Here is a 20,572-nt window from a genome sequence, read left to right as displayed (position 1 = left end):
AGGGCCAGCCCGAGGGCCACGGGACCGTCACGCAGTACTCCCGCCGGGGGACCCACTGGGCGACCCAGTCCCCGAGGTCCAGGGGCACGCACCACTTCTTGGAGTTGAGCTGGGGTGCGGGTGCGGGTGTGGGCGGCGGCGGGGTCGGTGCGACGGGCGGCAGCGGGTTCGGCACCGGCTTGACGAGCGGCGGCGGGGACGGGACCGGGGACGGGACGGGGGACGGGACGGGTACCGGCGAAGGCGACGGTTCCTCGGGCGTCCGGGTGGGAGCCGGTGTCGTATCGGCGGGCTGCGGCGTTGGTGTCGGTGTCGGCACCACCGCCGGAGGCGTCGGCGTCGGCGTCGGCACCGGGGCCGGCAGATCCACCGGAGTCGGCGTCGGCGTAGGGACCGGCACCGAAGGCGGTGTGGGCGTCGGCAGTGTGGGCGTCGGCACCTGCGGAGTGGGCACCACCGGTGCAGTCGGTGTGACCGGTGGAGTCGGTGTCACCGGCGGGGTTGGTGTCACCGGTGGAGTCGGTGTGACCGGTGGAGTCGGTGTCACTGGTGCAGTCGGCGGCACCGGTCCCGGCTTCGCGAAGAGCATCGTACGGAAGACCTTCGACGATTTGGGGTTGTCATCGCACTGCCAGACACCGTGCGGGCAGTAATCCGTAATGGTTTGGTACAGCGGCTTGTGCCGCTCGATCCATTCGAGCATGCCCCGCATGTAATCGGGATTGTCCCCGTTGCGGAACAATCCCCATTCCGGGTACGAGATGAGTTTGTTGTGCGCCGCCGCGAATTCCACCTGGTGCTGAAGTCCGTACGGAGTGTTCACCTGCTCGTCGAACGTCCGTCCCGGGGCCTGGTCGTACGAATCCATCCCGATGATGTCCACGACGTCGTCCCCGGGGTAGCACTCGGGCCAGGGAATCGCGTCCTTGCCCCGGTTGGGCGCGAAGTCGAACCGGAAGCTCTGCCCCGGCACCGAGCGCATCGTCGTGACGATGCGCTTCCAGTACGTCTTCCACGCCTGGGGGTCGGGGCCGCAGCGGTGGGTGTAGGTCGTGCCGTTCATCTCCCAGCCCAGGACGATCACGGTGTCCGGCACCCCCAGGGACACCAGCCGCTCGGCCAGCGCCCGGAAGTGCTGGTCGTACCGCCCCGCCGCCCCCGCCCGCAGCAGCAGCCGTACGTACCAGTCCGGAAGCCGGTCTTCGTTCCGCTCCAGCATGGGCACATTGAGCACAAACATCCGGTCGTCAGCACCGCGCCGCCAGCGGGCCCACTCGGTCAGGAAGTCGGGAGCGCCCTCGATATTGCTCCAGCGGTCGCCCGGCAGGTAGGTGTGACCGGCCTTCAGCTCCGCGCCGCCGAGCCACCGGGAGAGCTGCTCCATGCGCCACACCCCGGCCGGTCCGTAGTCGAGATAGGCCCCCATCGCGACCGATGAGGCTCCCGGCACCGAGGCCGGCACCAGCGGCGGCGCGGATGCCGGCGCGGATGCCGGCGCGGATGCCGACACCGGATCGGAAGCCGGTGCCGACGCCGGTGCTGACGCCGGTGTCGAAGCCGGGGCCGAGGCCGGCACCGGGGCCGGATTCTCCTCGGCGCGTGCGACGCCCGCCGTCCGTTCTCCGAATACTCCTGTCGAAACGAGCAGACTGGCGGCGACCGTTCCGACGCACGTACCGGTGAACCGGCGTCGACGAGTCATTGCTCCTCCTAGAGAAAGCCGTACGTGCTGTCCGGTCTGGAATTCCGGCCTCATAGTGGCGTACCCGACCGTAGCCAGAAAGTGTTACTAATTCGCAGATTGACATCCCGTCAGTGCGTAATTCGTGAGAACGGGCCGGGTTTTCCAGGACCATCCAGGTGAAAGTTGTGACGCTGATGCCACCCTTCGACACCGGGGTCGCGGCCGAAGTGCCGTACGACACCCGCGTTCCGCCCGGGGGCCCCTTCGACGCAGGCACGCCCGCCCTGGTGCTGCGCCTCGACCGCAATCCGTTCCACCACGGCACCCTCGGCGCGGTCCGCTCGCTGGGCCGCGCGGGCGTCGAGGTGCACGCCGTGGTCGAGTCGGCCGGCAGCCCCGTCGCGCGCTCCCGCCATCTGCACCGCGCCCATGTCGGCCCCGCCGAACCCGTGGGCCCCGACGCGCTGGTGGAGCTGCTGCTGCGGATCTCCGACCGGATCGGCCGACGCGCGGTGCTGATCGCCATGGACGATGTCAGCGCCATTCACACCGCCGCCCGGGCGGCCCTGCTCGGCGACCGCTTCCACCTTCCCGAGCAGCCGCCCGAGCTGCCCCGCCGCCTCGCCGACAAGGCCGAACTCGCCTCGCTCTGCGCCGCCGCCGACATTCCCCACCCGCAGACCTTCGTCCCCGCCGACCCCGGTGAGGCGGCCGACGCGGTACGGCGGCTGGGACTGCCGCTGGTCGCGAAGTGGACCCACCCCTGGCTGCTGCCCGCCGCCGCGGGACTCCGCAGCACCACCCTCGTACGCTCCCCGGGGGCGGCCCGCGAACTCTGCGAACAGGCGGGCGCGGCGGGCAGCCGCCTCCTTCTCCAGCGCTATCTGCCGGACGCCCCCGACACCGACTGGTTCTTCCACGGCTGCTTCTCCGGCGGACCCTCCGGCACGGTCTGTCTGCTCGGCGGCAGCGGCCGCAAGGAGCTGTCCTGGCCGGTGCGCACCGGACTCACCGCGAAGGGCAGCTGGCAGCCCAACCCCGAGGTGGAGCGGGCCGCGCTGCGGCTGGTCTCGCACGTCGGCTACCGGGGCATCCTCGATCTCGACTTCCGCCGCGACCCCGCCACCGGCGTCCACCAGCTCCTCGACGCCAATCCGCGCCCCGGCGCGCAGTTCCGGCTCTTCACCGAGCCCGGCGGACTCGACGTCGTACGCGCCCTCTATCTCGATCTCACCGGCCAGCGCGTCATCAGCACCGGCGGCGGCCCCGGCCGGGTCTTCGTCGCCGAGAACTACGCGCTGCTCTCGGCGCTCGTCTCGCTCCGCGACCGCTCCGCCCGGCCCGCTCCCGCCGGCCCGGGCACGGCGACCGCTCCCCGTGCGGGCGTCGAGACCGCCTGGTACGCGAGCGACGATCCGCTGCCCTTCCTCGCCATGGCCGCCGCCTGGACCGGCCGGGGCCTGGCCAAGGCCGCGCACCGGCTGCGGACCGCCCTGCGCGCCCTCCTGCGCGCCCCGCGCTCCCGTACGCACCGGCCCCCGCCGCCCCGACAGGGCGGCACGGCGGCGCGCACCCCATGAGCCCCGCGCCGTCCACCCGTACCGACCTTCCCCCTCCCACCGACCGCCCCCTACCGCGAAGAAACGGACCAACCGTGTACGACATGGCAGTGATCGGCGCAGGACCCTACGGACTCTCCATCGCGGCCCACGCCGCCGCGGCCGGGATGAGCCTGAAAGTCTTCGGCCGCGCGATGGCCTCCTGGCGCGACCACATGCCGGAGGGCATGTACCTCAAGTCGGAGCCCTGGTCGTCGAATCTCTCCGACCCCTCGGCCGCCCACACGCTGCGCCACTTCAGCGAGGAGCACGGCTTCGACGCCGTGCACGGCACCCCGCTGCCCATCGCCGCGTTCACCGAGTACGGCATGTGGTTCGCCGAGCACGCGGTGCCCGCCGTGGACGAGCGGACCGTCACCCTCGTCGCCCCCGCCGGGGACGGCTTCCGGGTGGAGACCGCCGACGGCGAGCGGGTGCGCGCCAGGACCGTCGTCCTGGCCGTCGGCGTGATGCCCTTCGTCCAGCTCCCCGAGCAGCTCGCCGCCCTCCCCGCCCATCAGGTCTCGCACAGCAGCGGCCACCGTGACCTCAGCGGCTTCCGGGGCCAGGATGTCACCGTCCTCGGCGCGGGCCAGGCCGCGCTGGAGACCGCGACCCTCCTCGCCGAGCAGGGCGCGCGGCCCCGGCTGGTCGCCCGCAGGGCCCGGCTGAACTGGAACACCCCGCCCGAGCCCCTCCAGCGCGGGGTGCTGCGCTCGCTGCGCACCCCGCACAGCGGACTGGGCACCGGCTGGACGAGCTGGGTCTGGTCCGAGACCCCGTGGGCGGTACGCAAACTCCCCGCGTCCACCCGGGAGCACATCGCCCGCACGGCGCTCGGCCCGGCGGGCGCGTGGTGGCTGCGCGAGCGCTACGAGCGGCGGGTGCCCGCCCTGCTGGGGCACGGACTGCGGAGCGCGGCGGCACACGGCGAAAGGGTCCTGCTGACCCTGGGCGCGCCCGACGGGGAGAGCGTGGTCGTCGAGAGCGACCATGTGCTGGCCGCGACCGGCTTCACCCCGGACCTCGACCGGCTGCGGCTGCTGGACAGCTCGCTGCGGCGGGCCGTCGCCACGGTCGGCGGCGGCAGGGCCCCCGAGCTGAGCGCCGGCTTCGAGTCCTCCTGCCCGGGGCTGTTCTTCGCGGGGCTGCTCGCCGCGCCCTCCTTCGGCCCGTCCATGCGCTTTGTCCACGGCGCGACCTTCACCGCCCACCGGCTGGTCGCCGGGGCCCGCCGCAGGCTCCGCGACCGCGCCGGCGTCCGGCTCCCCCGCCCCGCCGAACCGGCCGTAGCCCCCCACTCCGTACGGGAGCGCTGACGCTCCCTCAGCCCGTGTGCACGCCGCCGCCGGGGAAGTCGGGGAACCCCGGCAGCGGCGGGAAGCGGGCCAGCAGACCCCACTCCCCGTCGTCCGCCCCCGGCAGGGTGCGCCCCGCCGTGCTCCACTCCCGCGCCAGCCGGTCGTAGATCGGGCTCTCGTCCGCCCCCGGTGGCCGGACGTACGGATCGGTCCTCGGGGCCGTGAGCGGCCGCACCCGCTCCCAGCGGTCGGCTTCGGGAGTTCTCGCCATACGTCGGCCAACGCCCGCACCCGGGGCGAGGTCACCGCACACCCCGCACGGGGAAGTAGTGAGGGAACGGTTTTTCGGTGATCGGGCCCGGAACGGGATCGCCGGGAACTGACCTGGACGGGGACGCGCAGGGACCGGGTCCGGGACGTAAAGCGGCGCAGCTCGCGCGGAGCGCGGTGAGGAAAGCAGTCCCGGACCCGGTCCCGGAGCGGCCCCGGACCCCGACCGCCGGGCAGTACGCCCCCCCCCGGACCAACCACCGGGCGTTGCGCTCGACCCCGACCGCCGGGCAGTACGCCCCCCGGATCGACCACCGGGCAGTTACGCCCCCCGGGACCGACCACCGGCATCTCCGGGGCCCCTCCGGGCGACACCGGACGCGACACGTGCCCCGCAGCGTCTCTTCCCGGCCGAAGGCGGTGATGATACGGAAAACGGCCTGCTGAAGGGGACCGATGCGCCACATTGCCCGGGTGCTGCTGCTGTCGGCGCTCGCGATGAGCCTCACCGCCTGCCAGAACCCCGTCGACGCCCTCACCGACGGCCCCCCGCCGCGCGCGCGGCCCGCCCCGGCCACTCCGGCCGCCCAGGCGGCAGCCTCCGACGAGAAGCCGGCCCGCGCCGCCGCGAAGCCCGAGGTGGCCTGGGTCGGGGACTCGGCCGACCTCGGCGGCCGGGGGTCGGGGACGCATCTGCGGGTCTCGGTCGTCGGCCAGGTGGACCCGGCCGTCGGCGTCCGCGCCGCCGACCGCCCGGCGAGCGGCTCCCGGTGGGTCGGCGTCGCGGTCACCCTGCTCAACTTCGGCGGCAAGCCCCATGAGGTGGCCGGAGCCCGCGCCTGGGTGGTCGACGACACGGGCGAGCGCCATCTCCCGGTCACCACCGGAACCCTCACCACCGGGGCCCCGCTGCGCTGGAACACCCTTTCGGTGGGCGAACAGAGAAAGGGCTGGCTGGTCTTCGAAGTGCCGGAGCGGGCACGGATCGTACGTCTTCACACGGTCCTGGGAAACCGGTCCCTCGCCTGGCAGCTCCGCTTTCCCCCATCCAGATGAACGGAGGGGGCCGCCGGACCGGGCCGGGCACTAGGGTGCCGGTCCATGACCCTCGCGAACTCTGCCAAGAACACTGTCCAGCGCGGCCACTTGGGCACAGTGTCGATGCTGGCCTGGACCGGTGACCCCGACGCCGGACACGACATGCCGTATCTGCTCGTCTACTCCCTCGGCGACGGCGACGGCGGGCCCGAGGCGGGTGTCACCGCCCTGGAGGGGCTGATCCGGCAGGGCGGTCTCGCGGTCGACGGCACGCTGACCGACGCCACCCCGACCTCCTTCAACTCGCCGATCAGACTGCTGGTCCAGGGCGGGCGCGCGGTCCTCAACATGCCCGGTCTGAGCGCCCAGTGCCCGGCCCCCGTCGAGTGGCTCGCCGCCGCCGAGTCGCGCGGCCACGCCCATCTGCTCATCAGCACCCGCCCCTGGCCCGAGGCGACCCCGGGGGAGCCTCTCACCGAGGAACTCCTCCAGTCCTATGTCGGCGACGAGGGCACCTTGCTGGCCGCCGCGCACGCTCTGCTCCCGGTGAGCCGGCTGCGCGGCTAACCGGGGACCCGAAGGCCGGCCGGAGCGTCCGCCGGGCCGAAGACGACGGGCAGCGAGCGGACCCGGTTGTCGAAACTGGAGTCGATCAGCTCCATCGTCCCCGCCGCGCGCGGACCGTCCGCCCGGGCGAGCAGCTCGCCGAAGAGCGCCTTCATCTCCTGCCGCGCCAGATGTGCCCCGAGGCAGTAGTGCGGGCCGCCGCCCCCGTACCCCAGATGCGGATTGGGGTCCCGGGTGATGTCGAACGCGTCGGGGTCGTCGAACACGGCCTCGTCGCGGTTGGCCGAGGCGTAGAAGAGCACGGCCTTCTCGCCGGGGACGAACATCCGCCCGCCCAGCTCGCATTCGGCCACGACCGTGCGGCGGAACTGGATGATCGGCGTGGAGTGCCGCACGATCTCGTCCACCGCGCCGTCCGCGTACCGCTCGAAGTCCTCCGTCAGCAGGGCCCGCTGCTCCGGGTGGGCCGAGAGCAGCGCCAGTCCGTGTGTGACGGCGTTACGGGTGGTCTCGACCCCGGCGACCAGCAGCAGTGAGAAGAACGCGCCGAGCTGGCGGGAGGAGAGGGCCGCGCCGTCGACGTCGGCGGTGACCAGCGCGGTGATCAGGTCGTCGGCGGGCCGGCGGCGGCGTTCCCCGGCCAGCTTGGCCATCGTCAGATTGAGCCGGGCGAGCGCCCGCAGCCCGCGCCCGGGCACCCGGATCCGGCGGCGGCCCACGCCCACGTTCCGGGACGCCTCGTCGATCTGCCGGGCGATCTCGTCCCGGTACCGGCCGTCCACGCCCATCAGGTCGCAGATGACCTCGAACGGCATCCGGGAGGCGACCGAGGTCACGAAGTCCGCGGGCCGGTCGCGGACCGTCTCCTCCGTCACCCGCCGGGCGATCGCCCGTACGTTCTCCTCGGCGGCGGCCAGCAGCCGGGGGGTGAAGGCGCGGGAGACGATGCCGCGCAGCGCCGCGTGCTCGGGGCCGTCCATGTTGACCATCGAGTTGCCGAAGACGGCCTTGGCCCAGGCCGCCGGCTCGGGCGTGGTGACCCCCGGCGCGCTGGCGAAGTGCTGGGGGGCGCGGCTCGCGGCCCGTACGTCGGCGTGTCTCACCAGTGCCCAGAAGCCGGGCCCCGCACCGAAGCGGACGGGGGTCTCCAGGGTGCGCAGCAGGGCGAAGGAGGCGAGCCTGCGGGAGCGCGGCAGCCGCCAGAACGACGGGTCGGCGAGATCGACCTCGCCGGTGCTGAGGGGGGCTTCCACGGTGATGACCTCCTGAGGGGCGGGGCGGCCATGCTGGCCCACTGTCCGGCGGCGTTCCCGGCCGACACGGCCCGGCGGCCGGGGATTGCCTCCCTTCGCGCGACCTTCCCCCGGACGGCGGGCACGCGTTCCGGTGACCGCCGTCCGGGTGCGTGTGCCACCCGGAAGAGGAACCCTTTCGCCGTCGTCTCGTTGACAGGGCGGTGCACGGCCGTCCCCGACCGGACGGCGAGGTCGAACAGGACGGACCGACCATGCGTATCCTCAACCGCCCGCTGTCCCGCCGCGCCGCTCTGCAGGCGGTCTTCACCGTCGGCGTGGTCGCCGGCGCGGCCGGTGCGCTCGCGCCCCTGCTCGTCGCCCGCGACCCGGCGGGCTCCGAGCGGCGCGCCCCGGGCCCGGGGCGTGATCTGGAGCGGTTCGCGGAGCTGTACCGGGGGCGGCACATCGAGGGCACCGTGACGGTCATGGTTCCGGCGGGCGCGGCCGGGGGGTCCGCGGGCGGAGCGCCGGGTGTCGAGGTCCGGATCGACGGCCGGCCGCTGCATGTCATGCGGCGGGCCGACGGCAGCTATCTCAGCCATGTCAACCACTACGAGTCGTTCCCGACGCTGCGCGAGGCGGCCCGTGCCGCGGTCGACGAGTTGGGGACCGCCCGGCTGGCGGCCGCCGCGACGGGACTCTGAGGACAGGAGCGGCACTGGTGCACACCCGTAAGAATCAGCGGAATCTTTCCCCCACCGAGAAGCGGCGGCTGATCGACGCGCTGCTGGAGCTGAAGCGTTCGGGGGTTTACGACGAGTTCGTCAGGATGCACGACGACTTCTATGTGCCCGACGGCGACAGCAGGCCCAGGGCGGCCCATATGACGCCGTCGTTCTTCCCCTGGCACCGGCGCTATCTGCTGGAGTTCGAGGGCGCGCTCCAGCGGGTCGACTCCTCGGTGACGATCCCTTACTGGGACTGGACGGTGGACCGTACGCCCGATTCCTCGCTCTGGGCGGACGATTTCCTCGGCGGCACGGGCCGGACGGGCGACCGGCAGGTGATGACCGGCCCGTTCGCGTACTCCGCCGGGAATTGGCGGATCGATTCGCGGATCACCGACGGCAGGTATCTCACCCGGAATCTCGGCCGGCCGTCCGCGCCGCTGGCCCTGCCCACCGCCGAGGAGGTGGCTGCCGCGCTCGCCGAGCCCCATTACGACGCGGCCCCCTGGGACTCCACCGCGACCTCCGGTTTCCGCAATGCCGTCGAGGGCTGGAGTACCGGGGATTCCGCGCGGTGGCGCAACCACAACCGGGTGCATCGCTGGGTGGGCGGTCTGATGCTGGGCGCGACCTCTCCCAATGATCCGGTTTTCTGGCTCCATCACGCTTTCATCGATCTGCTGTGGGACCGCTGGCAGCGGGCCCGTCCGGGGGCCGGATATCAGCCCCGTACGCGGGTCGCCGCCCCGGATCCGCAGGCCGGGCGGGTCTTCGCGCTGGATGATCCGATGCCGCCCTGGGGCGAGCCGCCCTCGCGGCTGCTGGACCACTCCCGGCTCTACCGCTACGTCTGAGCCGGGCCCGCACAGGACTGTGGCCTCCTCCTTCGTCCGAAGGGGAGGCCACAGTGCTCGGGGTAATGCGGGGTAATGCGGGGTAACGCGGGTGGGGCTTAGTACGCGCCGCCCTCGGAGGCGTTCACGCAGGTGTTGCCGAACGCCGGGTTCAGCAGCGCGATGATGTTGACGGTGTTGCCGCAGAGGTTGACCGGGATGTTGACGGGGACCTGGACGAGGTTGCCCGACAGCACACCCGGGGAGTGGGTGGCGGCGCCGTGCGCTCCGGCGTCGGCGATGGCCATACCGGCGCCGCCGACCAGGAGGGCGCCCGAGCCGGCGACGACAGCAGCGGCCTTGGCGAAACGCGACATCAGTTTCTCCTTGCGATTTTCGGGACATCGGCCACAGGACTTGCGACCGTCACGCCCCTTCAACGCCGGAGCCGCTGGGCGGTAACGGATCATCGCGAAAGTGGCCGCGCATGCCGTAGTGGCACATGTGTCGGAAGTGCCATACGGGCCGGAACGTGACTCGTCGGCCCCTCCGCGCGTTGCACAGCGCATGATCTGTCACAAGAGAACAGCCGCTGTCGCGTTCGTCGCCGTTTTCCTCACTCTTTCGGCCGCGGGCGCCGCTCAGGCCGTCACCGCCGCCGCCCCGCAGCACCCCGCGAAGCAGTCGGCGGTCGGCGAGGTCGACCGCAATCTGCTCAAGCCCCCGCCGGGCGGGGCGCTCCAGCCCGTCACCGATGTGGTCGGCAAGATCGTGCCGGGGCTCCCCGCCTGAGACTCGCGAACGGTCCGTCGCGGGACGTGCGGTCCGTCGCGGGTCGTGCGGTCAGTCGCGGGGCGTGCGGCGGACGGAGCGGCCCGCCAGGACATCCGTCCGTACGCCGTCCTCGATGACGAACTTGCCGTCGATCAGCACATGCGGAATGCCGGACGGCAGGGTGCGCGGGGACTCGAAGGTCGAGCCCGCCGCGACCGTCTCGGGGTCGAAGAGCACCAGATCCGCCCGGTAGCCCTCCTGGACCAGCCCCCGGTCCGGGAGCCGCAGCCGGGCCGCCGGGCGCGAGGTGAGATGGGCGACCGTCTCCTCCAGGGAGAGGATGCCCAGCTCACGCGCGTACCGGCCGAGATAGTGCGGGAAGGTGCCGTAGGCGCGCGGGTGGGGCTTCGCGCCCTGGAGGATGCCGTCGCTGCCGCCGGTGTGGACCCGGTGGCGCATGATGGCGCGGACGTTCTCCTCGTGGCCGACGTGCTGGAGGATCGTGGAGCCGAGTTTGTCCTCGATCAGCAGCCGCCGGGCGGTCACCCAGGGGGCCTCGCCCCGCTCGCGCGCCGACTGCTCGACGGTCTTGCCGACGTAGGCGGCGAGCGCCGGGTCGGAGACCCCGGAGATCTCGATGGTCTCCCACTCCATCGGCACCCCGTGGCAGCCGTCCGAGCCGATCTCCTCCAGATGGTGGCGGATCCGCTCGGCCGTCTCGTCGTCCCCGAGCCGTCCCAGCAGCGCTTCGGGGCCGCCCTCGGCGGCCCAGCTCGGCAGCACCGCGACCAGGGTGGTGGAGCCGGGGGTGTAGGGGTAGGTGTCCAGTGTGATGTCCGCGCCGTCGGCCAGCGCGGTGTCGAGCAGCTCCAGCAGATCGCCCGCCCGGCCCTTGTTGACGCCGAAGTTCATGGTGGCGTGGGCGAGGTGGAGCGAGCAGCCCGCCTCGCGGGTGAGGGCGACCATCTCCTCGTACGCCTGGAGCGCTCCCGCGCCGTAGGAGCGGTGGTGCGGGCAGTAGTAGCCGCCGTAGGAGGCGACCACCCGGCACAGCTCGGTCAGCTCGGCGTCCTTGGCGTACATGCCCGGGGTGTAGGTCAGCCCGGAGGACATGCCGACCGCGCCCTGTTCCAGCCCCTCGGCGACCAGTTCGCTCATCCGCGCCAGCTCGGCGTCGGTGGCGGGCCGGTCGTCCCAGCCGACGACCTGCATCCGGACCGTGCCCTGGGGGATCAGATACGCCGCGTTGACGGCGATGCCCCGGTCGAGCCGGTCCAGATACTCCCCGACGGTGCGCCAGTCGAAGTCCACGGAGTCGTCGCCGGGCCCGCCGCCGTTCCAGCCGTTGATGGCCCGGCGCACGCCGTCGAGTGTGCGTTCGTCCACCGGGGCGTACGAGAGTCCGTCCTGGCCGAGGACTTCGAGGGTCACCCCCTGTGCCGCCTTCGCCTCGTGCGAGGGGTCGCGCAGCAGGGCGAGATCGCTGTGGGCGTGCATGTCGATGAAGCCGGGGGAGAGGGCGAGTCCCGCGGCGTCGAGGGTGCGTGTGCCGGAGAGCGCCGGACGGCCCTCGCGGCGGATGGCGGCGATGCGCCCGTCGCGTATGCCGACGTCGGCGCGGTAGGAGGGGCCGCCGCCGCCGTCGATGACACGGGTGTCACGGATGACGAGATCCATAGCTCCGCTTCCTTCTGCCTGAGGGGCCTTCTAAAAGAATGTGCGGATGTAGTCGCTGACCGTGCCGTCGGCCTCGACCAGCGGAATCAGCTGCCACTTGTCGAAGGAGGTGCAGGGGTGCGAGAGCCCCATGCCGAGCCAGTCGCCGACCTCCAGATCCGCTTCGGGGGTGGTTTGGACCCAGCCGTGCTGGTCGGACAGGCCGCTCACGGTGATGCCGTCGGCGGGGCGGATCTCGCCGGTGCGGGCGTCGCGGACGGCCTGCGCCTCGGGGAGGTCGAGATCGTAGGCGGCGTCCCGCTTGCCCGCGTTGAGGAAGGCCTGCGCGGGGGTGGGGCGCGAGACGACCTGGGCCCACAGCCGGAAGGCGGGCTGGAGCGCTCCCTCGTCCGGTACGCGGTTGAAGGGGGTGAGATGGCGGTAGTGGCCGTCGTCGTGGGAGATGTACGCGCCCGAGCGCAGCATCTTCAGCACCGGCAGCGAGAGCTCCGGGACCTCGGCGAAGACATCGGCGACCGCGTCGAACCAGGCGCTGCCGCCCGCGCTGACGACGATCTCGTCGGTGTCCTTGAAGCGGCCGTCCCGGTCGAAGTCGGCGGCGAGCGCGATCATCCGGCGGAGCCAGGCGCGGACGCTGTCGTCGTCGGCGTTCGGCACCTCGCCCTCGTATCCGGCGACGCCGACGAGCCGCAGCGCCGGTGCGGCGGCGATCGCGTCGGCGACGGCCGCGCACTCGGCCTCGGTACGGGCCCCGGTGCGGGCTCCCTCGCCCGCGCCCAGCTCCACGACCACGTCGAGCGGGCGGGGCGCGCCGGCCTCGGTGAGGGCCTCGTTCATCAGCTCGACGCCGCGGAGGGAGTCGGCGTAGCAGATGAGCCGGAAGCCGGGGTCGGCCAGTTCGCCGGCGATCCAGCGCAGGGCGGCGGCGTCGACGACCTCGTTGGCGAGGAAGATCCGGTCGATGCCGTGGGCGCGGTAGACGCGGGCCTGGTGGGGGACGGCGGCGGTGATGCCCCAGGCGCCGCGCTCAAGCTGGCGGGCGAAGAGCTGGGGGGACATCGAGGTCTTGCCGTGCGGGGCGAAGACCAGTCCGTGGCGCTCGGAGTAGGTCTGGAGCAGCGCGAGGTTGTGCTCGACGGATTCGGCGGAGAGCGCGAGGACGGGGGTGGTGAAGCCGCCGGTGAAGAGATTGCGCCGCTGGTCCGCCAGCTCGCCGACGGTCAGGCCCTCGGCGTCCGGGGGCAGCGCCTTGAACCGGTGGTCGACACGTTCCCGGCGGAGCGGGCCGAGCTGGTCGGCGGACATGGGTCCTCCCTCGTCGTTGCATCATGTGCAACACTCATTGCGTATATCGCTCAATGGTGTCTAACATCCGGCGCAGCGTCGGGTCAATGGATCCGACCGCCCCAGACCCCGCGAGGAGCCCCAGGGTGAGCAGCCTGACCGGAACCGGAGCCGTGGATGTCGCCGACGTCATCTGCCTCGGCGAGTCCATGGTCACGTTCCTTCCCTCACAGCCCGGACGCCTCGCCGACGTCCCCTCCTTCGCCCGCGCCATAGGCGGGGCCGAGTCCAACGCGGCGTGCGCGCTCGCCGCCGCCGGACACCGGGTGCGCTGGGTCAGCAGGGTCGGCTCGGACGGCTTCGGCGACCATCTGATCCGGGCGATCGGGGCGTACGGGGTGGACACCTCCGCCGTCGGCCGGGACCCCCGCCGTCCCACCGGGATCTACTTCCGCACCGCCACCGACCGCTCCACCGACGCCCATGAGGTCGTCTACTACCGGCGCGGCTCGGCCGCCTCGGCGATGTCCCCCGAGACCGTCCCGCCCGAGAGCCTCGACGCCACCCGGGTGCTCCATGTCTCCGGCATCACCGCGGCCCTCTCCGAGGACTGCCTCGCCCTGATGCGCGCCCTCACCGCTCCCCGCGCCGGGCGCCCGCTGATCTCCTTCGACGTCAACCACCGCCCCGGCCTCTGGCGCGCGGACTCCGGCCCGCGGGTCCTGCTGGAGCTGGCCCGGGGGGCCGACCTCGTCTTCGTCGGCGACGACGAGGCCGAGACCGCCTGGGGCCTGGCCGGCCCGGAGGCGGTCCGCGCGGCCCTCCCCGAACCCGCCGTCCTGGTCGTCAAGCAGGGCGCGCGGGGCGCGACCATGTTCGAACGCCCCGCCGGGGCCGGTCCGGACGCCGGTGACACGGTCACCTTCGCCCCCGCCCCCACGGTCGACGTCGTCGCCCCCGTCGGCGCCGGTGACGCCTTCGCCGCCGGCTATCTCTCCGCCCGGCTCCGCGGCCTCGCCCCGAAGGCCCTCCTCCGCCACGGACACCTCTGGGCCGCCGCCACCCTCACCGTCCCCGGCGACCTCACCGCACCCCCCGGCGCCGACCACGCCGACCGGCTCGTCGCACTCGACGACGAGACCTGGCAGACACTTCGTCTCGGCCCCGGCTGGACCTCGGCCGAGGATGAGGAGGTACGTATCCCATGAGCCAGACCGTCGACCGCGCCCTGAGCATCCTGCCGCTGCTCGCCCAGGGACCCGCCGATCTCGGACAGGTCGCCGACCGCCTCGGCGTCCACAAGTCCACCGCGCTGAGACTGCTGCGTACGCTCCACGACCACGGTCTCGTCTACCGCCAGCAGGACCAGCGCTACCGCCTGGGGGCCCGGCTCTTCGCCCTCGCCCAGGAGGCCGTCGAGAACCTCGATGTGCGCGATGTGGCCCACCCCCATCTCGTCACCCTCAACGAGCAGATCGGACACACCGTCCACCTCGCCGTGTACGAGGAGAGCGAAGTCCTCTACATCGACAAGGTCGAGAGCCGCTACCCGGTACGGATGTACTCCCGCATCGGCAAGCCCGTCGCGATCACCGTCGCCGCCGTCGCCAAGCTGCTCCTCGGCGATCTGCCCGAGCACGAGCGGCGCGCCATCGCCGACAAGCTCGACTACCCCATGTACACATCCCGTTCGACGCCGAACGCCGCCGCGTTCCTCAAGGAACTCGCCGCCGTCCGCGAGCAGGGATGGGCCACCGACCTCGGCGGCCACGAGGAGTCCATCAACTGCATCGGCGCACCCATCCGGGGCGCGGCGGGCCGGGTCGTCGCGGCGATGTCGGTCTCCGCGCCGAATGTGGTCGTCACCGCCGAGGAACTCCTCACCCTCCTCCCGCTGGTGCGGCGCACCGCCGACGCCATCAGCCGGGAGTACTCGGGCTCCGGCACCCCGCACTGAGCCCGCCTCGAACAGCCCTCACTGAACAGACGCTAAGGACGCACCATGACCGAGAAGACCGCGATCACGCCCTCCACCCACACCGCCCCGCCCGCCAAGTTCTCGCACGGCGTGAAGAAGGGCAACCTCCTCCAGGTCGCCGGTCAGGTCGGCTTCCTCCCGGCCGTCGAGGGCCAGCCCCCGACCCCGGCGGGCCCGACCCTGCGCGAGCAGACCCTCCAGACCTTCGCCAACGTCAAGGCGATCCTGGAGGAGGGCGGCGCGAGCTGGGACGACGTGATCATGACGCGTGTCTACCTCACCGACGTGGACCACTTCGCCGAGATGAACGAGATCTACAACGCGTACTTCGAGGAGCAGGGCCTGAAGGCCCCCGCCTCCGCCCGTACGACGGTCTACGTCGGCCTGCCCGCCGGACTGCTCATCGAGATCGACGCGCTCGCCGTCCTCGGCTAGAGCCGCCCGGGCCCGGCTTCGGCCGGACTCGCTCCGTAACACGTAACACCACGTAACACCCCAGCACCACCTGGCACATCGATGTGCGCGCACGGCACGGCGCCCCCTCCGGGGAGCGCCGTGCCGTGCTCCGCCATACCCAAAAACCCTCCACCGACCAAGGGTTGAACCATGCTTCTTGCCGCCGATGCCCCGCCCGGTGCACCGCCGCACACCGGAGGACTGCTTCTTCTCATCGATGGAACGGCGGGTCTGCTGACCGTCGCCGCCCTCGGGATCGCCCTCCTGCTCGTACTGATCATCAAGATCCGGCTCCAGCCGTTCGTCGCGCTGCTCGCCGTCTCCATAGCCGTCGGCCTCGCGGCCGGTCTCTCCGTCACCGAACTCTTCGGCACCGTGCAGCGCTCGGCGGCCGAGTCGGTCATCGAGGCGGGCATGGGCGGCATCCTCGGCCATGTCGCCATCATCATCGGCCTGGGCACCATGCTCGGCGCGATCCTCGAAGTCTCCGGCGGCGCGGAGGTGCTGAGCAACCGTCTGCTCGGGGTCTTCGGCGAGAAGCGCGCCCCGCTCGCCATGGGCGTCACCGGAGTGATCTTCGGTATACCGGTCTTCTTCGACGTCGGAATCTTCGTTCTCGCGCCGCTGGTGTACGCGGCGGCCAAGCGCTCCGGCAAGTCCGTCATCCTCTACGCGATGCCGCTGCTGGCCGGTCTGTCGATGACCCACGCCTTCCTGCCGCCGCACCCCGGCCCGGTCGCCGCGGCGGGTCTGCTCGACGTCTCGCTCGGCTGGGTCATCGTGATGGGCGTCGTGGTCGGACTGCCCGCCGTCGTCGCCGCCTGGGTCTACTCGGACTGGATCGGCAGGCGCGTCTTCGTCGAGGTCCCCCAGGACATGCTGGAGGCGGCCGAGGAGGCCAAGGCCTCGGTCGACGCCGAGCGCGGCCCCGGGGCCGCCGGGGAGTCGCCGGTGGCGCTCTCCACGGTGCTGTTCATCATCGGTACGCCGCTGACGCTGATCCTCGCGGCGACCTTCTCCTCCATCGCGCTCGACCCCTCCACCCTCCGCTCGGTGGTGGAGTTCTTCGGCAACCCGTTCGTGGCGCTGACGATCGCCCTGATCCTGGCGTACTACCTGCTGGGCATCCGGCGCGGCTGGTCGCGGACCTCGCTGGAGCGGGTGTCGACCTCCTCGCTGAAGCCGGTCGGCAACATCCTGCTGGTGGTCGGCGCGGGCGGCGTCTTCGGCGCGGTCCTCAAGGCGAGCGGGGTGGCCCAGGCGCTCTCCGACACCTTCGAGGACGTGGGCCTGCCCATCATCGTGCTGGCCTATCTGATCTCGCTGGTGCTGCGGGTCGCCCAGGGCTCGGCGACGGTCGCGATCGTGACCACGGCCGGGATCGTGCTGCCGCTGGTGGAGAACGCGGACCACTCGCAGCCCTTCCTCGCGCTGGTCATCATGGCCATCTCGGCGGGCTCGATCTTCGCCTCGCACGTGAACGACGGCGGATTCTGGATCGTCGCCAAGTACTTCGGCATCTCCGAGCGGGACACGCTGAAGACCTGGACGGTGCTGGAGTCGGTGCTGTCGGTCGCGGGCTTCGCGGTGGCGGCCGCGCTGAGCCTGGTGGTCTGACACACCGGCGGACACGCCGACGGCCGAAGGGCCGCCCGGGGGTTGTGCGCCCCGGGCGGCCCTTCGGCCCGTGTTCACGGCGTTCATGCCGGGTCAGGCGCAGTACTGCTGCTCCTTGCCGATGGAGCGGTACATGCAGTCCGAGTTCTCCAGCAGCTGGAGCACCGCGTCCCGGTTGCGGCTGGTCTCCCGCTCGATCACCTCGTCGGGCGGATAGAAGCCCCCGCCGCCGAAGCTGCCCGGATACATCTCGAAGGTGTAGCCGAAGATCCGCTGATTCCCCCACAGCCAGTCGTCGATCGAGCCGTCGGTGATGTAGAGATCGCTCGCCTGCTCCGGGGTGTAGCCATTGCTGGCCGCCATCTTCTGGCCGACCGCCGCGAAGGCGTTCCGGTCGTCCTGGGTCATGCCCGGGGCGGTGTCGGCGGTGGTGTAGCCGAACGGCCAGAGCACCAGCTCGCTGTAGGTGTGGAAGTCGATGGCGGTCCTGATCTGCTGCTGACCGCCGACGATCCGGCTCCGTACGAAGTCGGCGACGACCTTCACCTCGGGCGCGGACTCGGCCGCCCGGCCCCGGTAGGTGTCCGAGCCGAAGGAGCCCGAGGAGCCGCCGCAGCAGCCCCAGCGGTAGTCCCAGTTGCGGTTGAGGTCGGTGCCGACCGCCGTCGAGCCCGTGTTGGGCTGGCGGTTCTTGCGCCAGCTCCGGTAGCTGCCGGTGGCGATGTCGTACTCGCCGCCGTCCGGGTTGACGTCCGGGACGATCCAGATCTCCCGGCTGTTCACGGCGCTCGTGATCCGGGAGTCCGTGCCGTAGTCCTCGCCCAGCTCACGGATGAGATAGAGGGCCATCTCCACCGTCAGATGCTCACGGGCGTGCTGATGGTGGGTGAAGAGGACCTCGGGCTCGTTCTCGTCGGCGGCGACATTGTCGCTGATCTTGACCGCGATGATGTCCCGGCCCTGATGGCTCTTGCCGATGACCCGCTTGCTCATGATGTTCGGGTACGCGGCGATCCGCTGGTCGATCACCGTGTTCATCTCGGCGTAGTTGTGATAGCGCGAGTCCGCCGGCGGGAAGTCGAAGGCTTCGACGGGACCGCCGCCGGTACGGGCCGGCGGCCCCGGCAGCTCGATCAGCCGGTGCCCGAGCGCGCGCAGCCGCTCGGCCTGAGACGCGCTGGCGCTGATGACGGTGGAGTGCGGATCGGCCTCGTCGACCGTGACGCCGAGGGAGGCGATCGCGGTCCGGGAGGCGACGGTCGCCTCGCCCTTGATCTGGTACTGGCGGGTCCGCTCGTCGGCGGCGACGGCCGGGGCCTTGGGGTCCGGCGGTGCCGCGCTCGCGGTGAAGGGCGCCGCCACCGCGAGCGCCAGCAGGGCGCTCAGGGTGGCGGCCTTCCGGCCGCTGCCGCGGATGCGTAGTCGCATGCTGTCTCCCGGGTGTGGACTGGGGGGTGGAACAGGCGCACGGATCGGACGCGTGGTGCGGTGGTGCGGTGTGGGGACACATCGTGCGGCCATGACATGGTCAGGTCAAGAGGTGGAGTTCGGACGCGTACCCGGGATCGCTGCCCGATCCGACCGCTCCGCACACCGGAGACGGACGGACCCGCCACGCACAGCAGCGCCTCCGCGGAAGCGGGGGCGCTGCTGGCTGCGTCGTACGACCTGGCGTGGGGGTAGGTGGTGCGTACGACAGGTTTCACGGCGGCGGTGCCGCCGGTTCGCGGGGCCGGCCGGGGTGGCCGGCTTCCGCTACGGCAGGGTCTTGATGTGCGCCCCCACCGAGTTCGACCAGGCGTTGCCGGCGGTGGCGTCCCAGTTGGTGGACCAGGTCATCGCGCCGCGCAGCGTCGGGTAGGTCTTGGCGGGCTTGAAGGTCCCGCAGTTGGTGCCCTTGGTCAGGCAGTCCATCGCGGCGTTCACGATGGCCGGGCTGACATAGCCGCTGCCCGCGCCCCGCGTGGAGGCGGGGACCCCGAGGCCGACCTGGGACGGGTCGAGACCGTTCTCCAGCTGGATGCAGGCGAGCGCGGTGAGGAAGTCGACCGTGCCGGTCGAGTAGACCTTGCCGTCGCAGCCGAGCATCGCGCCGCTGTTGTAGTTCTGCATGTTGACGACCGTGAGGATGTCCTTCACGTTCAGCGCCAGCTTGAAGTACTCGGTCGAGGTGGACTGCATGTCGATGGTCTGCGGGGCCATCGTCAGGACCATCTTCGGGCCCGCCTTGGCGGAGAGCTGGCGCAGCGCCTTCGTCATGTAGGTGGAGTTGATGCCGTGCTCCAGGTCCACGTCCAGACCGTTGAAGCCGTACTCCTGCATCAGCGCGTAGGCGCTGTTGGCGAAGGTGGTGGCGGACGCGTCGCTGTTGACCGTCACATTGCCGATCTCGCCGCCGACGGAGATGATGACCGACTTGCCGGCGGCCCGCTTGGCGGCGATGTCCGCCTTGAACTCGGCGACGTTGGCGTAGCCGAGCGCCGGGCTCAGGTTGAAGGTCAGCTCACCGGGGGTGGTGGTGGAGTCGGCGAAGGCGACCGCGATGATGTCGTAGGCCGACTGCACGTCGCGGAGCTTCTGGACGGTCGCGCCGTTGTTGAAGTTCTGCCAGTACCCGGTGATCGCGTGCTTGGGCACGACCGGGTCGGGGATGATCGGGCCCTCGCCGGTGCGGCCGGTGACCGCGGTGGACTTCGCGGACTCGCCCGCGCTGTTGGCGGCGGTGACCTGGAACTGGTACGAGGTGTTCGCGGTCAGCCCGCTCACCGTGGCCGAGGTGCCGGACGCCGTCTGGACCTTCGTGCCGTCGCGGTAGATGTGGTAGCTGGTGGCTCCCGACACCGCGCCCCAGTTGAGGGCGACGGTCGAGGAGGTCACGGTGCCGACCGCGAGACCGGTGGGCGTGGTGGGCACGACCGGGTCGGGGTCCTGGCCGCCGCCGCCGTCGGGGCCAAAGACGCTGACGTCGTCCACGTAGTAGGCCGGGGTGCCGTACCAGCCGTGGGTGTAGACGGTGACGGACGTGGTGCTCGGGCCGGTGCGGAAGCTGGTGGAGAGCTTCCCCCAGGCGGAGCTGCCCTGGGTCCAGGTCGAGACGTCCGTGGTGCCGGTGCCGCTCGCGCCGAGGTAGGCGTAGCCGCCCTGGGTCCAGGCGCTGAGCTGGTACGTGGAGTTGGGCTTGACGGCCACGATCTGCGAGCACTTCGCGTTGTCGGCCCCGGCGGGAGTCGCCTTCAGGGCCGATGCGCCGGTGCGTACCGGGGTGGAGACGTTCGCGCCGGTGCCGCCGGAACACGTCCAGCTGGAGAGTCCTGACTCGAACCCGGCGTTCTTGGCGACATTGATGTCGGCCGCCTGTGCGGTTCCTGCCATGCCGGTGACGGTGAGCCCGGCCCCGACCGCGAGGGAAAGGGCTCCGCCGATCCATCTCCGTGAACGTGTGGTGCGGTCCACTTGCTGCCTCCAGTGGGGGAGTTGTGGGGGGAGAAAGTAAGAGACGGTGGCCACCGTTATGGCGTAAAGCTGGTCCAGA

At 71.8% G+C, this 20,572-nt stretch carries 17 protein-coding genes and 2 pseudogenes; 11 read left to right on the top strand and 8 right to left on the bottom strand.

Going from position 1 to position 20,572, the window contains the following annotated elements; all coding sequences use genetic code 11:
- Positions 1 to 388 precede the first annotated feature (388 nt).
- Positions 389 to 1,702 (bottom strand): annotated as a pseudogene (locus IE247_RS03995) (glycoside hydrolase family 26 protein); the annotation flags it as partial.
- A gap of 176 nt (positions 1,703 to 1,878) precedes the next feature.
- On the opposite strand from IE247_RS03995, the gene IE247_RS03990 reads away from it, so the two are divergent.
- Positions 1,879 to 3,264 carry a carboxylate--amine ligase gene (locus IE247_RS03990; protein ID WP_229868774.1) on the top strand — a complete coding sequence of 462 codons (1,386 nt, stop codon included), beginning with the start codon at positions 1,879 to 1,881 and terminating at the stop codon, positions 3,262 to 3,264.
- A 74-nt stretch (positions 3,265 to 3,338) separates the two neighbouring features.
- Positions 3,339 to 4,601 carry an NAD(P)-binding domain-containing protein gene (locus IE247_RS03985; protein ID WP_190121485.1) on the top strand — a complete coding sequence of 421 codons (1,263 nt, stop codon included), beginning with the start codon at positions 3,339 to 3,341 and terminating at the stop codon, positions 4,599 to 4,601.
- A 7-nt stretch (positions 4,602 to 4,608) separates the two neighbouring features.
- On the opposite strand, the gene IE247_RS03980 is transcribed toward IE247_RS03985, so the two are convergent.
- Entirely contained in the window at positions 4,609 to 4,854 is a 246-nt protein-coding gene (locus IE247_RS03980) for a hypothetical protein (RefSeq protein ID WP_190121484.1), read from the bottom strand.
- Positions 4,855 to 5,309: 455 nt separating this feature from the next.
- Between IE247_RS03980 and IE247_RS03975 the strand changes: the two genes are divergently transcribed.
- Positions 5,310 to 5,909: a DUF4352 domain-containing protein gene (locus IE247_RS03975; protein ID WP_190121483.1), complete on the top strand. Its 600-nt coding sequence runs from the start codon at positions 5,310 to 5,312 to the stop codon at positions 5,907 to 5,909.
- Between the two features lie 45 nt (positions 5,910 to 5,954).
- The gene (locus IE247_RS03970; protein WP_190121482.1) at positions 5,955 to 6,458 is read left to right on the top strand and encodes a DUF5949 family protein; all 504 of its coding nucleotides are present in this window, start codon (positions 5,955 to 5,957) and stop codon (positions 6,456 to 6,458) included.
- Here IE247_RS03970 and IE247_RS03965 read toward each other — a convergent pair.
- Positions 6,455 to 7,711: a cytochrome P450 gene (locus IE247_RS03965; RefSeq protein ID WP_229868622.1), complete on the bottom strand. Its 1,257-nt coding sequence runs from the start codon at positions 7,709 to 7,711 to the stop codon at positions 6,455 to 6,457. The two genes, IE247_RS03970 and IE247_RS03965, sit on opposite strands and share 4 nt — an antisense overlap.
- Positions 7,712 to 7,965: 254 nt before the next feature.
- Between IE247_RS03965 and IE247_RS03960 the strand changes: the two genes are divergently transcribed.
- Positions 7,966 to 8,397, top strand: a complete 432-nt coding sequence (locus IE247_RS03960) for a tyrosinase family oxidase copper chaperone (RefSeq protein ID WP_190121481.1) — start codon at positions 7,966 to 7,968, stop codon at positions 8,395 to 8,397.
- Between the two features lie 17 nt (positions 8,398 to 8,414).
- The gene (locus IE247_RS03955) at positions 8,415 to 9,275 is read left to right on the top strand and encodes a tyrosinase family protein (protein ID WP_190121480.1); all 861 of its coding nucleotides are present in this window, start codon (positions 8,415 to 8,417) and stop codon (positions 9,273 to 9,275) included.
- Between the two features lie 98 nt (positions 9,276 to 9,373).
- Here the strand turns inward: IE247_RS03955 and IE247_RS03950 are convergent, their stop codons facing one another.
- Positions 9,374 to 9,631, bottom strand: coding sequence for a chaplin (locus tag IE247_RS03950; RefSeq protein ID WP_190121479.1), 258 nt, complete (start codon positions 9,629 to 9,631; stop codon positions 9,374 to 9,376).
- Between the two features lie 190 nt (positions 9,632 to 9,821).
- Between IE247_RS03950 and IE247_RS03945 the strand changes: the two genes are divergently transcribed.
- Positions 9,822 to 10,046, top strand: a complete 225-nt coding sequence (locus tag IE247_RS03945; RefSeq protein WP_190121478.1) for a hypothetical protein — start codon at positions 9,822 to 9,824, stop codon at positions 10,044 to 10,046.
- Between the two features lie 51 nt (positions 10,047 to 10,097).
- On the opposite strand, the pseudogene IE247_RS03940 reads toward IE247_RS03945, so the two are convergent.
- Together IE247_RS03940 and IE247_RS03935 are read right to left on the bottom strand one after the other, a co-directional pair.
- Positions 10,098 to 11,711 (bottom strand): annotated as a pseudogene (locus IE247_RS03940) (N-acyl-D-amino-acid deacylase family protein); the annotation flags it as partial.
- 24 nt (positions 11,712 to 11,735) lie between these two features.
- Positions 11,736 to 13,010 carry an amino acid deaminase gene (locus IE247_RS03935; protein WP_190121476.1) on the bottom strand — a complete coding sequence of 425 codons (1,275 nt, stop codon included), beginning with the start codon at positions 13,008 to 13,010 and terminating at the stop codon, positions 11,736 to 11,738.
- An 86-nt stretch (positions 13,011 to 13,096) separates the two neighbouring features.
- On the opposite strand from IE247_RS03935, the gene IE247_RS03930 reads away from it, so the two are divergent.
- The 4 genes from IE247_RS03930 to IE247_RS03915 all read left to right on the top strand — a co-directional run bounded on the left by IE247_RS03930 (position 13,097) and on the right by IE247_RS03915 (position 17,040).
- The gene (locus IE247_RS03930; RefSeq protein ID WP_190121475.1) at positions 13,097 to 14,197 is read left to right on the top strand and encodes a sugar kinase; all 1,101 of its coding nucleotides are present in this window, start codon (positions 13,097 to 13,099) and stop codon (positions 14,195 to 14,197) included.
- A complete protein-coding gene (locus tag IE247_RS03925) occupies positions 14,194 to 14,946 on the top strand; it encodes an IclR family transcriptional regulator (protein WP_190121474.1) in 753 nt (250 codons plus the stop codon). Before IE247_RS03930 ends, IE247_RS03925 begins: the two co-directional genes overlap by 4 nt.
- Before the next feature lie 45 nt (positions 14,947 to 14,991).
- Positions 14,992 to 15,402 (top strand): RidA family protein, encoded by a 411-nt coding sequence (locus IE247_RS03920; protein WP_190121473.1) that lies wholly within the window; start codon positions 14,992 to 14,994, stop codon positions 15,400 to 15,402.
- A gap of 171 nt (positions 15,403 to 15,573) precedes the next feature.
- A complete protein-coding gene (locus tag IE247_RS03915; protein WP_190121472.1) occupies positions 15,574 to 17,040 on the top strand; it encodes a GntP family permease in 1,467 nt (488 codons plus the stop codon).
- A gap of 93 nt (positions 17,041 to 17,133) precedes the next feature.
- On the opposite strand, the gene IE247_RS03910 is transcribed toward IE247_RS03915, so the two are convergent.
- Together IE247_RS03910 and IE247_RS03905 are read right to left on the bottom strand one after the other, a co-directional pair.
- Complete coding sequence (locus IE247_RS03910) at positions 17,134 to 18,468, bottom strand: M14 family metallopeptidase (protein ID WP_190121471.1); 1,335 nt, start codon at positions 18,466 to 18,468, stop codon at positions 17,134 to 17,136.
- Positions 18,469 to 18,795: 327 nt separating this feature from the next.
- Positions 18,796 to 20,493 (bottom strand): chitinase, encoded by a 1,698-nt coding sequence (locus IE247_RS03905; RefSeq protein ID WP_190121470.1) that lies wholly within the window; start codon positions 20,491 to 20,493, stop codon positions 18,796 to 18,798.
- Between the last annotated feature and the right edge of the window lie 79 nt (positions 20,494 to 20,572).

The organism is Streptomyces inusitatus (assembly GCF_014651115.1).
Classification (GTDB): domain Bacteria; phylum Actinomycetota; class Actinomycetes; order Streptomycetales; family Streptomycetaceae; genus Streptomyces; species Streptomyces amakusaensis.
Note: the sequence above shows the minus strand (reverse complement) of the source record. Positions and strands in the feature narration are given on the sequence as shown.

Bases quoted from the DNA above. Each gene is read 5' to 3' on its own strand.
- IE247_RS03960 (WP_190121481.1), top strand. From the start codon at position 7,966: ATGCGTATCCTCAACCGCCCGCTGTCCCGCCGCGCCGCTCTGCAGGCG.
- IE247_RS03980 (WP_190121484.1), bottom strand. From the start codon at position 4,854: ATGGCGAGAACTCCCGAAGCCGACCGCTGGGAGCGGGTGCGGCCGCTC.
- IE247_RS03915 (WP_190121472.1), top strand. From the start codon at position 15,574: ATGCTTCTTGCCGCCGATGCCCCGCCCGGTGCACCGCCGCACACCGGA.
- IE247_RS03930 (WP_190121475.1), top strand. From the start codon at position 13,097: ATGGATCCGACCGCCCCAGACCCCGCGAGGAGCCCCAGGGTGAGCAGC.
- IE247_RS03970 (WP_190121482.1), top strand. From the start codon at position 5,955: ATGACCCTCGCGAACTCTGCCAAGAACACTGTCCAGCGCGGCCACTTG.
- IE247_RS03990 (WP_229868774.1), top strand. From the start codon at position 1,879: ATGCCACCCTTCGACACCGGGGTCGCGGCCGAAGTGCCGTACGACACC.
- IE247_RS03935 (WP_190121476.1), bottom strand. From the start codon at position 13,010: ATGTCCGCCGACCAGCTCGGCCCGCTCCGCCGGGAACGTGTCGACCAC.
- IE247_RS03950 (WP_190121479.1), bottom strand. From the start codon at position 9,631: ATGTCGCGTTTCGCCAAGGCCGCTGCTGTCGTCGCCGGCTCGGGCGCC.
- IE247_RS03975 (WP_190121483.1), top strand. From the start codon at position 5,310: ATGCGCCACATTGCCCGGGTGCTGCTGCTGTCGGCGCTCGCGATGAGC.
- IE247_RS03945 (WP_190121478.1), top strand. From the start codon at position 9,822: ATGATCTGTCACAAGAGAACAGCCGCTGTCGCGTTCGTCGCCGTTTTC.
- IE247_RS03920 (WP_190121473.1), top strand. From the start codon at position 14,992: ATGACCGAGAAGACCGCGATCACGCCCTCCACCCACACCGCCCCGCCC.
- IE247_RS03910 (WP_190121471.1), bottom strand. From the start codon at position 18,468: ATGCGACTACGCATCCGCGGCAGCGGCCGGAAGGCCGCCACCCTGAGC.
- IE247_RS03925 (WP_190121474.1), top strand. From the start codon at position 14,194: ATGAGCCAGACCGTCGACCGCGCCCTGAGCATCCTGCCGCTGCTCGCC.